This window comes from Cupriavidus sp. GW822-FHT02D05 (assembly GCF_058802485.1).
The window spans coordinates 66,912-79,556 of record NZ_JBXAOE010000019.1 but is presented as its reverse complement, the minus strand read 5'-3'; the positions used below and the strand labels follow the sequence as shown (position 1 = coordinate 79,556).

The 12,645-nt window shown below is 65.4% G+C and carries 8 protein-coding genes; all 8 read right to left on the bottom strand.

Annotation, left to right across the window (positions count from 1 at the left end; genetic code table 11):
• Positions 1-95: 95 nt before the first annotated feature.
• The gene (locus tag AC1RQK_RS24490) at positions 96-4,877 is read right to left on the bottom strand and encodes a glutamate synthase-related protein (protein ID WP_492811596.1); all 4,782 of its coding nucleotides are present in this window, start codon (positions 4,875-4,877) and stop codon (positions 96-98) included.
• Between the two features lie 379 nt (positions 4,878-5,256).
• On the bottom strand, positions 5,257-5,979 hold the full coding sequence (locus tag AC1RQK_RS24485) for a transposase (protein ID WP_492373456.1): 723 nt from the start codon (positions 5,977-5,979) through the stop codon (positions 5,257-5,259).
• A gap of 121 nt (positions 5,980-6,100) precedes the next feature.
• Positions 6,101-7,237, bottom strand: a complete 1,137-nt coding sequence (locus tag AC1RQK_RS24480) for a deoxyguanosinetriphosphate triphosphohydrolase (protein WP_492373455.1) — start codon at positions 7,235-7,237, stop codon at positions 6,101-6,103.
• 75 nt (positions 7,238-7,312) lie between these two features.
• On the bottom strand, positions 7,313-8,419 hold the full coding sequence (aroB, locus tag AC1RQK_RS24475) for a 3-dehydroquinate synthase (protein ID WP_150985724.1): 1,107 nt from the start codon (positions 8,417-8,419) through the stop codon (positions 7,313-7,315).
• Complete coding sequence (locus AC1RQK_RS24470) at positions 8,406-9,020, bottom strand: shikimate kinase (RefSeq protein ID WP_043350282.1); 615 nt, start codon at positions 9,018-9,020, stop codon at positions 8,406-8,408. Before AC1RQK_RS24470 ends, aroB begins: the two co-directional genes overlap by 14 nt.
• A 247-nt stretch (positions 9,021-9,267) precedes the next feature.
• Positions 9,268-11,436: a type IV pilus secretin PilQ gene (locus AC1RQK_RS24465; protein WP_492811593.1), complete on the bottom strand. Its 2,169-nt coding sequence runs from the start codon at positions 11,434-11,436 to the stop codon at positions 9,268-9,270.
• Positions 11,433-11,963, bottom strand: coding sequence for a pilus assembly protein PilP (locus tag AC1RQK_RS24460; RefSeq protein ID WP_236702062.1), 531 nt, complete (start codon positions 11,961-11,963; stop codon positions 11,433-11,435). Before AC1RQK_RS24460 ends, AC1RQK_RS24465 begins: the two co-directional genes overlap by 4 nt.
• Positions 11,963-12,643: a type IV pilus inner membrane component PilO gene (locus tag AC1RQK_RS24455; protein WP_492373453.1), complete on the bottom strand. Its 681-nt coding sequence runs from the start codon at positions 12,641-12,643 to the stop codon at positions 11,963-11,965. The genes AC1RQK_RS24460 and AC1RQK_RS24455 overlap by 1 nt, the downstream gene beginning before the upstream one ends.
• Positions 12,644-12,645: the final 2 nt, after the last annotated feature.

The following is a 12,645-nucleotide window of genomic DNA, read 5'->3' as shown; positions in this document are numbered from 1 at the left end:
CGCCGGCCCCGCTGTGAGGTCAGTATCTTGTGAGGCCGGCGCGAATCCGCGACAGCGCTCATGCTTGGTCGGGCTCGCTGCCCTGCCCTTGGGGCTCAGGCGGCGATGGCTTCCCGGTCGCTGTCTTTCGCTTCCTGCTCCTTGGCGTACATCTCGCCCAGTGCGCGCTTGTACTCGGTCGGGAAGACCTTGACGAACTTGCGGCGTGCCGTGGTCCAGTCGGCCAGCAATGCTTTGGCGCGCTCTGAGCCCGTGAAGCGGAAATGCTGCTCGATCAAGCCCTTGAGGATGACTTCGTCAAGCTGGCGCTGGCCGCCCATCTTGTGCCAGGAAGCGGGCGACTGGCCCTTCTCCTGGTCTGCCGCGGCCAGCACCGTTTCCAGTGCCACCATCGAGGTGTTGCAGCGCTTGTCGAACAGGCCGTCCTCGTCATAGACATAGGCCATGCCGCCCGACATGCCGGCCGCGAAATTGCGCCCGGTGCCGCCCAGCACCACCACGGTGCCGCCGGTCATGTACTCGCAGCCATGGTCGCCCGTGCCTTCCACCACCGCGGCCGCGCCGGAGTTGCGCACCGCGAAGCGCTCGCCTGCCACGCCGTTGAAGAAGGCTTCACCGGCAATCGCGCCGTACAGCACGGTGTTGCCCACGATGATGTTGCGTGTCGGGTCGCCGCGGAACTCATGCGGAGCGCGCACGATCACGCGTCCGCCGGACAGGCCCTTACCCACGTAGTCGTTGCCGTCGCCCACCAGGTCCAGCGTGACGCCGTGCGCCAGGAACGCGCCGAAGGACTGGCCGGCGGTGCCTTGCAACTGGATGTGGATGGTGTCGTCAGGCAGGCCTTCATGGCCGTACTGCTTGGCCACCACGCCCGAGAGCATCGCACCGACGGTACGGTTGACGTTCTTCACCGGCTGGATGAACGACACGCGCTCACCCTTGTCGATGGCCAGGCGAGCCTTGGCGATCAGCACGTGGTCCAGCGCCTTGCCGGCTTCCAGCGACAGGCCGTGGTCCTGCACGTCGGTATGGAAGCGCGGCACCTCGGCGGGGAACGGTGCCTGGTAGAACACGCGGGTGAAATCAAGGCCGCGCGCCTTCCAGTGCTCGATGCCGGGCTTGGTGTCGAGCAGATCGGCGCGGCCGATCAGCTCGTCGAACGTGCGGATGCCCAGTTGCGCCATGATCTCGCGGGCTTCTTCGGCGATGAAGAAGAAGAAGTTCACCACGTGCTCTGGCTTGCCCTGGAATTTCGCGCGCAGCGCCGGATCCTGCGTCGCCACGCCCACCGGGCAGGTGTTCAGGTGGCACTTGCGCATCATGATGCAGCCTTCGGCCACCAGTGGTGCGGTAGCGAAGCCGAACTCGTCGGCGCCCAGCAGCGCGCCGATGACGACGTCGCGGCCGGTCTTCATCTGGCCGTCGGCCTGCACGCGGATACGGTTGCGCAAGCCGTTGAGCATCAGCGTCTGCTGCGTCTCGGCCAGGCCCAGCTCCCACGGCGTGCCGGCGTGCTTGATCGACGACAGCGGCGATGCGCCGGTGCCGCCGTCATGGCCGGCGATCACCACGTGATCGGCCTTGGCCTTGGCCACGCCCGCGGCCACAGTGCCCACGCCCACTTCGGACACGAGCTTGACCGAGATATCGGAGGCCGGATTGACGTTCTTCAGGTCGTGGATCAGCTGCGCCAGATCTTCGATCGAGTAGATGTCATGGTGTGGAGGCGGCGAGATCAGGCCCACACCCGGCACCGAGTAACGCAGCTTGCCGATGTAGTCCGAGACCTTGTGGCCGGGCAGCTGGCCACCTTCGCCGGGCTTGGCGCCCTGTGCCATCTTGATCTGGATCTGGTCGGCGGACGCCAGGTATTCGGCGGTCACGCCGAAACGGCCCGAGGCCACCTGCTTGATCTTCGAGCGCAGCGAGTCGCCAGCCTGCAGTTCCTGGTCGCGCACCACGGCTTCGGTGCCCAGCAGGCCCTGCAGCGTGTCGCCTTGCTTGATGGGGATGCCGCGCAGCTCGTTGCGGTAGCGGTTCGCGTCCTCGCCGCCTTCACCGGTGTTGGACTTGCCGCCGATGCGGTTCATCGCGACGGCCAGCGTGGCGTGGGCTTCGGTGGAAATCGAGCCCAGCGACATGGCGCCGGTGGCAAAGCGCTTGACGATCTCCTTGGCCGGTTCCACTTCTTCCAGCGCAATGGCGCGGGTCGGATCGACCTTGAACTCGAACAGGCCGCGCAGCGTCATGTGACGGCGGCTCTGGTCGTTGATGATGTTGGCGTATTCCTTGTACGTCTGGTACGCGCCCTTGCCGTCGTCGGCGCGCACGGCGTGCTGCAGCTTGGCCACCGAGTCCGGGGTCCACATATGCGCTTCGCCGCGAACGCGGTAGGCGTACTCGCCGCCAGTATCCAGCATGTTGTCCAGCACCGGGTTGTCGCCGAAGGCGTCCTGGTGCAGGCGCAGCGCTTCCTCGGCCACCTCGAAGATGCCGATGCCTTCGACATTCGTTGCGGTGCCATGGAAGTACTTCTGCACCAGCTCGCGCGACAAGCCAATGGCTTCGAAGATCTGCGCACCGGTGTACGACATGTAGGTGGAGATGCCCATCTTGGACATCACCTTCTGCAGGCCCTTGCCGATCGCCTTGACGAAGTTCTTGACCGCCTTCTCGGGCGACAGGTCGCCGGACAGGCCTTGTGCCATGTCGGCCAGCGTTTCCATCGCCAGGTACGGGTGCACGGCTTCGGCGCCGTAGCCGGCCAGCAGCGCGAAGTGATGCACCTCGCGCGCCGTGCCGGTTTCCACCACCAGGCCGGCCGAGGTACGCAGGCCCTTGTCCACCAGGTGGTGGTGGATGGCGGACGTTGCCAGCAGCGCGGGGATGGCCACGTGCTCCGCATCGACGCGGCGGTCCGACACGATCAGGATGTTGTAGCCCGAGCGCACGGCATCCACGGCTTCCGCGCACAGCGAGGCCAGGCGGGCTTCGATGCCTTCCTTGCCCCATGCCTGCGGGTAGCAGATGTTCAGTTCATACGAACGGAACTTACCGCCTGTGTAGTGCTCGATATTGCGGATCTTGGCGATGTCCTTGAAGTCCAGCACGGGCTGGGACACTTCGAGGCGCATCGGCGGGTTGATGTTGTTCAGCTCGAGCAGGTTGGGCTTGGGTCCGATGAAGGACACCAGCGACATCACCATGTTCTCGCGGATCGGGTCGATCGGCGGGTTGGTGACCTGGGCGAACAGCTGCTTGAAGTAGTGGTACAGCGTCTTGTTCTTGGACGACAGCACGGCCAGCGGGCTGTCATTGCCCATCGAGCCGGTGGCTTCCTCGCCGGCCAGCGCCATCGGTGCCATCAGGAACTTGACGTCTTCCTGCGTATAGCCGAAGGCTTGCTGGCGATCCAGCAGGCGTGCGTCCGGCTTCTTCTCGGCAGCCACGTCCTCGGGCTTGGCATCCAGCTCGTCGAGCTTGATGCGCACGGCGTCGATCCAGCTCTTGTAGGGCTTGGCGTTGGCCAGGTTGTCCTTGAGTTCCTTGTCGTCGATGATGCGGCCTTGCTCCATGTCGATCAGGAACATCTTGCCCGGCTGGAGGCGCCATTTCTGCACGATGCGCGACTCGGGGAACGGCAGCACGCCGGCTTCCGAAGCCAGCACCACGATGTCGTCCTCGGTCACGTAGAAACGTGCCGGGCGCAGGCCGTTACGGTCCAGCGTGGCGCCGATCTGGCGGCCATCGGTGAAGCAGATCGCGGCGGGGCCGTCCCACGGCTCCATCATGGCGGCGTGGTATTCGTAGAAGGCACGGCGGTTGTCGTCCATCATGGTGTGCTGTTCCCAGGCTTCCGGGATCATCATCATCATCGCGTGGACGAGCGGGTAGCCCGCCATCGTCAACAGTTCGAGGCAGTTGTCGAACGATGCGGTATCCGACTGGCCGGGGTAGATCAGCGGCCACAGCTTGGGCAGGTCGTCGCCCAGCACCGGCGACGAGATCGCGCCGGTCCGTGCGTTGACCCAGTTCACGTTGCCCTTGACCGTGTTGATTTCGCCGTTGTGGGCGACCATGCGGTACGGGTGGGCCAGTTCCCAGGCCGGAAAGGTGTTGGTGGAGAAGCGCTGGTGCACCAGGGCCAGGGCCGAGACGGCGCGCGGGTCCTGCAGGTCCAGGTAGTACTCGCCGACTTGCGTTGCCAGCAGCAGGCCCTTGTACACGACCGTGCGCGCCGACATCGACGGCACGAAGTATTCCTTGCCGTGCTTGAGCTTGAGCGCCTGGATGGCGTGGCTGGCGGTCTTGCGGATCACGTAGAGCTTACGTTCCAGCGCGTCCGTGGTCATGATGTCGCGGCCGCGACCAATGAAGATCTGGCGGATCACCGGCTCGGTGGTGCGCACCGTCGGCGACATCGGCATGGCGGCGTCCACCGGCACATCGCGCCAGCCCAGCACGACCTGGCCTTCCAGGCGCACGGTGCGCTCGAGCTCTTGCTCGCAGGCCAGGCGGGAGGCGTGCTCCTTCGGCAGGAAGATCATGCCCACGCCGTACTCGCCGGACGGCGGCAGGGTCACGCCCTGCTTGGCCATGTCTTCGCGATAGAACTGGTCCGGGATCTGGATCAGGATACCGGCACCGTCGCCCATCAGCGCATCGGCGCCGACCGCGCCGCGGTGATCCAGGTTTTCCAGGATCTTCAGGCCTTGCTGGACGATCTCGTGGCTCTTCTTGCCCTTGATATGAGCAACCATGCCGACGCCGCAGGCGTCTTTTTCATTGGCGGGGTCGTACATGCCCTGGGCTTGCGGACGCGAGGCAGGCGCGTGCGCGGCGGCGGCAGACTCTGCGGCCTGCGCTTGGGCCATCGTTTGCTTTGATTGGGATTGCGATTGGTCCACGGGCTTGATTCCGGTGAGGGCTGCGAGCCAGCAAGGCAGACCGGAACGGGGACCGCACTCTTCCACCGGGGCCGGTTGAAAACCGGGGACGGGGAACCAGAGAGACAGCGGGGCCGCAGCGGCGTACACAGGCGTGACGCGCCGCACAATGAATGTGGGTGGAGGAACTATAAAAGAATCGTACGCGTCCCGCAAAATTTTTAAATGGGGTCAGATCATAATAAGCCTCGCACCACAACGGGGATGGTCTTTATTTGGGGACAGATAAAGAATGGTGCATCGCGGGATGTGCATTATTGATCTCGCCGCGATCGAGCGCGCAGCGCTTCACAGGCCCGCCCCGAGGCTAGACCGCGTCCGGCTCGGACTCCCTGTCCATTGCGGACCGGCCCGCCGGGCGGCCCTTGGGCAACGGCTGCACGCGCCGCCCGCCCTGTCGCTCCAGCTGTGCAAGGAAGGCCGCGTCACCCAGAGGCCAGCCGCTATGCGCGTGGCTGCGAAGCGTGGCCAGGGTCATCGACGACAGCCCCTCGGCGGTGACGGCACGGTAATTGGATTGGCGCTCGAACGGCGTATTGCCCAGCGCCCAGTACGCAGAGTGATCGCTCACAAAGGGGCTGGCCTCAATGCCGGCGTGATGGCGATAGCTGCTCCAGCGATCCCCTTCAGCCGAAATCACCTCGCCGGCACGCACGGCGTTGCCCTCCACGTACTGCATGGCTGGCAGCATCCAGGCAGCGGGATCGAACACCGCCGAGCGAAAGCGGCCATCCCAAAGCGTGCCGGTACGGTCCGCCACCCGGTTGAAATAGCGCGCGTAGCGGCGCCCTACCGCTTGCATGGTGAGGCTGAGCGAATCGGCATGCCTGGGGGTTGCCACGAGGTGGACATGATTCGGCCGCAAGGCGTAGGCGTGGATCGCCAGGTCGTGCTCCCGCGCGGCCATGCGCAGGCAGTCCAGGTAGTGGAGGTAGTCGTCGGTGCCAAGGAAGACGGGCTGACGATTGTTGCCGCGTTGCAACACCAGTGCCGGCAGCGAAGCCGGAGAGAAACGAGGAAGTCGGGCCATGATGGGCGAAGGGAATCGGCGATAGGTGCTTGCCGCTCGGATGGCTTAAACGGAAGCGATGCCCGATGATAGCGTAGCCGCAGCCTGATCCGTCCCCAATTTTCCCGCTGGCCGCGCTGGCCTAACTGCCTTCGTCGACAGCAAAAATGCGGCGGTGCTCCCGGATCGCATAGCGGTCGGTCATGCCGGCGATGTAGTGCGAGATCAGCCGGGACGGGTCACGGCCTTGCCCCGCCTGATACTGCGGCGGCAGCAGGCGCGGATCCGCCATGAAGACATCGAACAGGTCGGTGATGATGCGCTGGGCCTTGGAGGACATACGCATCACCAGGTAATGGCGATAGAGATGGCGGAACAGGAAACGCTTGAGCGCCGCCGCTTCCTCGCGCACCGGCGCGCTGAAGGCCACCAGCGGGCCTGCAGCCCGCACGGCCTCGATGTTGCGCGGATTGGCGGCGGCAATGTTCTGGCTGGTGGTTTCGATCAGGTCGACGATCAGCGTGTTGATCATCCGGCGCACGGTTTCGTTGATCACGCGCCGCCCGTTGATACCGGGAAATGCCGCCATCGCCTCGGCGCGGTGGCGCCCCCACATCGGCACTTCGTCCATCTGCTCAAGCGTGAGCAGCCCCGAGCGCAGGCCGTCGTCGATATCGTGGTTGTTGTAGGCGATCTCGTCGGCCAGGTTGGCCAGCTGGGCCTCCAGCGAGGGCTGCGTTCCCTCCAGAAAACGCCGGCCCAGTTCGCCAAGCGCAGAGGCATTGACGCGCGAGCAATGCTTGAGCACGCCCTCACGGGTCTCGAACGTCAGGTTGAGCCCGTTGAAGCCGCCATAGCGCTCCTCCAGCTCATCCACCACCAGCAGGCTCTGCAGGTTGTGCTCGAAGCCGCCGTGGTTCTTCATGCAGTTGTTCAGCGCATCCTGGCCGGCATGGCCGAAGGGCGTGTGGCCAAGATCGTGCGCCAGCGAAATGGCTTCGACCAGGTCCTCGTTCAGGCGCAGGTTGCGGGCGATGGAGCGGGCGATCTGCGCCACTTCCAGGCTATGGGTGAGCCGGGTGCGGAACAGGTCACCTTCATGATTGACGAAGACCTGGGTCTTGTACTCGAGCCGCCGGAAGGCCGTGCTGTGGATGACGCGGTCGCGGTCGCGCTGGAATTCCGTGCGCGAGGACGAGGGCGGTTCGGCATGCACCCGCCCAAGTGTCTGCGCGGAGCGGGCGGCATAGGGAGCGAGATGGCTTTCGAGGTCGGTCATGCGGCAATCCGGTCAGGCGTGCGGCCGGGTGGCGGTGCGCCGCCCGGCTGGCGTTGCAAGGCACAACCGATCACGTCAGGCGACCGGCGCCTCGGTAGGCGGCCTGAGCACCGCGTGCTGCAAGGTAGCGCGCAGGTCAGGGTCTGGCACAGTGGTGATGAAGGCTTCGCCCAGCTTCCTGAGCAGGATGAACTTGATGCTGCCAGCTTCTGCCTTCTTGTCCACTTTCATCAGTTCAATGTAGCGGTCGGTGCCCAGTTCCGGCGCGACCACCGGCAGCATGGCGGCGCGGATAAGGTGCACCACGCGCGCGCGCGTTTCGGTGTCGATGAAGCCGAGCCGGTGCGACAGGTCCGCCGCCATCACCATCCCGCAACCTACGGCCTCGCCGTGCAGCCACTCGCCGTAGCCCATGCCAGCCTCGATCGCGTGGCCGAAGGTGTGGCCAAAATTAAGCATGGCGCGCAGGCCGCCCTCGCGCTCGTCCTGGGCCACCACCGCGGCCTTGATCTCGCAGGAGCGCTTGACCGCCAGCGCCATGATGTCCGGGTCGCAGGCGTTGAGCGCGCGGATATTGCGCTCGATCCAGCCGAAATACCCGGCGTCGGCCATGGCGCCGTGCTTGATCACCTCGGCCAGGCCCGCCGCGAGTTCGCGCTCCGGCAGCGTGCGCAGGGTGTCGATGTCGGCAATCACCGCATTGGGCTGGTGGAAGGCGCCGATCATGTTCTTGCCGAGCGGGTGATTGATGCCGGTCTTGCCGCCCACCGACGAATCCACCTGCGAGAGCAGGGTCGTGGGCACCTGCACGAACGGCACGCCGCGCATGTAGCAGGCAGCGGCGAACCCGGTCATGTCGCCCACCACGCCGCCGCCCAGGGCGATCAGCGTGGTCTTGCGGTCGGCGCCCGCGCTGAGCAGCGCGTCGAAGATCAGGTTGAGTGTTTCCCACTGCTTGAAGGCTTCGCCGTCGGGCAAGGTCACGGTGCGCACGGTCTTGCCGAGCGCCGCCAGGCTAGCCTGGACGCGGGCGGCGTACAGCGGCCCTACGGTCTCATTGGTGACGATGACGGCATGCTGGCCACGCACATGGGGGCGGAACAACTCAGTCTGGTCGAGCAGGCCGGTGCCGATATGGATGGGGTAGCTGCGCTCCCCAAGGCTGACTTCAAGGGTGATCATTGTGATTCTGGTCCTGCGCCGGGAGGTTGTCCGCGCACTCGCCGTCGGCCCCTTCGGGCTCTTCGGCGGCAACGGTGAAACCGGCCATTTCAAGTTGCATCAACACCATATTAGCAAGCTGCGCTACCGAAGGCTTGCCGGTTTCGATGATGAAATCCGCCACCTCGCGGTAAAGCGGGTCACGCTCGCCATAGAGCGTTTCCAGCCGTCCCTTGGGGTCTTCGGTCTGCAGCAGCGGGCGATTGCGGTCGTGGCGGGTGCGCAGCCACAGGTCGTGCGGGCTGGCGCGCAGGTAGACCACGGTGCCGCGCGCCTTCAGGTGCGCGCGATTCTCCGGGCGCAGCACGGCGCCGCCGCCGGTGGCCAGCACGATGCCGCGGCGCTGGGTCAGCTCGTCGATCGCCTGCGCCTCGCGGTCGCGAAAGCCCGCTTCGCCCTCGTGCTCGAAGATGATCGGGATACGCACGCCGCAACGCGCCTCGAGTTCATGATCCGAATCGAAGAACGGGTAATTCAGGCGCCGGGCCACGGTGCGGCCGACGGTGGTCTTGCCGGCACCCATCAGGCCGACAAAGAAAAGGTTCGGGCGGGTGACTGTCACTGGCGTGTCGGGCGGGAGCCGGGTCTCTGGCCGGCCCTCGCGGTGGAAAACTGCATCATCTTCTTATGTTGGGACGATCCGGGCAAGTGGCGAGGCGCAATCGGCACAAGGCAACCCGCCTCGCGACACGCCTTGCGCGCCTGCCACATGCACCCTCGCCCAATCTCTCTAGCCCGCCTGGACAATAAAAAAAGCCGCATCGGAACGATGCGGCCTGTCAGTCTACTGCATCCGGCTCGAGCGGGCGCTATTTCAGTGACACGCTGTCGTTGAGCACGCGCGGTGTCAGGAACACCAGCAGCTCGGTCCGGTTGTTGACCTTGGCGTTGTCCTTGAACAGGTTGCCGAGGATCGGGATATCCCCCAGCAGTGGCACCTTGTTCACATTGGTGGACTCGGTCTGGCTATAGATGCCGCCAATCACCACCGTGCCACCGTTCTCCACCAGCACCTGCGTCTGCACGTGCTTGGTGTCGATGGCGAAACCCGAGGTAGTCTGGATGCCCACGCTGTCCTTGTTGACGTCGACATCCAGCAGCACATTGCCTTCCGGCGTGATCTGCGGCGTGACTTCCAGCTTCAGGTTGGCCTTGCGGAACTGCACCGAGGTGGCGCCACTGGAGGTGGCGGCCTGGTAGGGCAACTCCGTGCCTTGCTCGATCAGCGCCTTGATATTGTTGGCGGTGACCACGCGCGGGCTGGAGATGATCTTGCCCCGCCCGTCCGCTTCCAGCGCGGACAGTTCGAGCGCCAGGAAACGGCCGGCCGCGTTGTTGAACAGGCTGACCGCGACCGAGCCCGGGTTGACCCCGTTGATCGCCGCCGCCGGCAGGCTAAGCGCCGGGCCGTTGTCCCAGGTGGCGTTCTGAGTCACCGGGCTTACAACATTGGTGTAGGTGTTGCCGTAGCCGGCGCCGGCCGTCTTGGAGGCAAAGCCCAGCTTCACGCCGAGGTTGCGGCTGAAGGTATCGTTGGCCTCGACGATGCGCGCCTCGATGATGACCTGGCGCACCGGGATGTCGATCTTGCCGAGGAAGCCCTGCACCTCTTCCAGCTTGGTCGCGATATCGGACACGAACAGCTGGTTGGTACGGGGATCGGCCGTCAGCGAACCGCGCTTGGACAGCATGCGGGTGCTGCCCGTCGTGCCGGCCAGGCCGCCCACCGCGCCAATCGGAGCGACACTGCCCAGCGCGCCCGCGCCGCCGGTGGTACCCGCCGCGGCCAGCCCGAGCAGCATGCGCCGCACGTCTTCGGCACGCTGGTAGTTGAGCTGGAACACCTGGCTGCGGATCGGCTCAAGGTCATTGATCTGCTGCTGTGATTCGAGCTCGAGCTTTTCCTTGGTGGCCAGCTCGGCCTTGGGCGCCACCCACAGCACATTGCCGTTGCGGCGCGAGGCCAGTCCCTTGGCATCGAGCACGATCTGCAGCGCCTGGTCCCAGGGCACATCCTTCAGGCGCAGCGTCAGGTTGCCCTGCACGCTTTCGCTGGTGATGATGTTGAGGTTGGTGAAATCGGCAAACACCTGCAGCAGCGAGCGGATGTCGATGTTCTGGAAGTTCAGCGAGAGCCGCTCGCCACGGAAGCCTGCCCCGCTGATCAGCTTGGCCGGATCTTCCTTGACCGGGCGCACCTCCACCACGAACTGCGTATCGGTCTGGTAGGAGCTGTACTCCCAGTTGCCGCGCGGCTCGATGGTCAGGCGGGTGCTGCCGTTGTTGTCGCTCGCGCGCATGCCCTGCACCGGCGTGCCGAAATCCGTCACGTCAAAGCGCCTGCGCATGCCGTCGGGCAGCGATGTATTGAGGAAATCGACCACCACGTTCTGGCCCTGCTGCGCAATATTGATGCCGGAGTCGCGCGAGGAAAGATCCACCACGATGCGGCCAGCGCCATCCTGGCCACGGCGGAAATCGATATTGCGCACGGTCGGCCGCATCGCGGGCACTGCCGGCGCCTGCGCCGAGCTGGGGGCGAACGTCGGCACAGCCGCACGGGCAGTCGGGGCGACATTGTCGAGCAGCACCACGAACAGGTTGCCGCGCACCTCGGTGCGGTAGCTGGCCACGCGGGTCAGGTCGAGGATCACACGGGTGCGATCGCCGATCTGGACCACATTGGCGCTCTTGAGCAGCTTGCCGCCGAAGTCATATTGCGCCCGCCCGGCCGCGAAGCCGGTATCGAGAAAGTCGATGGCGAGCTTGGGCGGATTCTGCGTGGTGAAGTCGGCCGGCTTTTGCGCCGGCGGCCCCTGCATCTCGACCGTGAATACGGTCTGCTCGCCCACCGTGGTGGCATCGACGCGCTTGATGGCGTTGCCCGGCGTCGGTTGCGCCAGTGCCGCCGGCGCGGCCAATACCAGCGTCATCATTGCGGCGCCCGCAAGCGCCCGGTACCAGCGACCCATGATCATGCCGACCCCTCCAGCTTCAGGCTGGTCATTTTCTCTTTCCACTCGGCTACCCCTTCCCGGACCAATTCGCGCAACACGATCTCCTGATCGTTGATGCGGACCACCCGGCCGTAGTTCTGGCCGAGATACTGCCCCACCTTGACGTGGTGGATCTTGTTATCTACCTGCACGACGCCGTAGGTCTCGCCGCTCTTCTTCATGGCGCCCAGCATCTTGAAGTTCTCCAGTGGGAAATCCTCCAGCGGCTCGCGCCGGCGGCCGGATTCCGGCGACTCGGACAGGACCCGGTTCAGGTCGCCGATCTTGTTCTGGGCAAAGGGCTCGGGCGCGCTGCGGCCCGCGTAGTCGCGCGGCACGTAGGGCTTGGGCTCGGGCAGCGGCGCCGGCGGCGGCGCCTTGGCAGCCTGGGCTTGCGCCATCCACTGGCGCAGGCCGTCTTCCTCGCTGCCCCCGCAGGCTGCCAACAGCGCGGCGCCGATCAGCGCGCAAGCGCAGGCACGCAGGCGCGAAGCCTGGATCGCTGGCATCATTTCTTTGCTCCCGCGGCCGTCTTGGCCGCCGCGGCTTCCGCCTTGCGCTGCGCCGCCTGTTCGTCAGGGTCCAGCGCGCGGTAGGCCATGGCCGTGGCTTCCATCGTCAGCCCGCCATCCTTGCCGGTGGTGAACTGCAGCCCCTGCATCGAGACGATGCGCGAGAGCGCAGCAACATCGGCGTTGAACTGGGCCACGTCGTGGTAGCGGCCGGTAACCTTCAGGTTGACCGGGATCTCGGCAAAGTAAGGCTTGATCACGGCGGCTTGCGGCTTGAACAACTCGAACTGCAGGCCGCGCGCCACGCCAGCGTGATTGACATCGGCCAGCAGCGCGTCCATCTCGGTCTTGTTGGGCAACTGGCGCTCGACAAGCGCCACGCGCTGCTCCACTTCCGCCTTTTGCTTACGCAGCGCATCCAGGTTGGCCACCTGCGCCACCTTGCTCAGGTAGGACTGCTTCAGGGTGTCCTGCTGGGCATGCCGGCGATCGAGATCCTCGAGCTTGCCGCTCCAGTAGAACTGCCAGCCCAGCAGCAGCACCAGCACCGCAGCCAGCACCGCGAACAGCACGCGCGGGGCCCCCGGCCAGGTTTCCGGCTCATTGAGGTTCAGGCCACGGAACTGCGCGGTGAGATCGTTCAGCGTGGCGAGCGAGATTTCGCTATTGAGTGCCATGG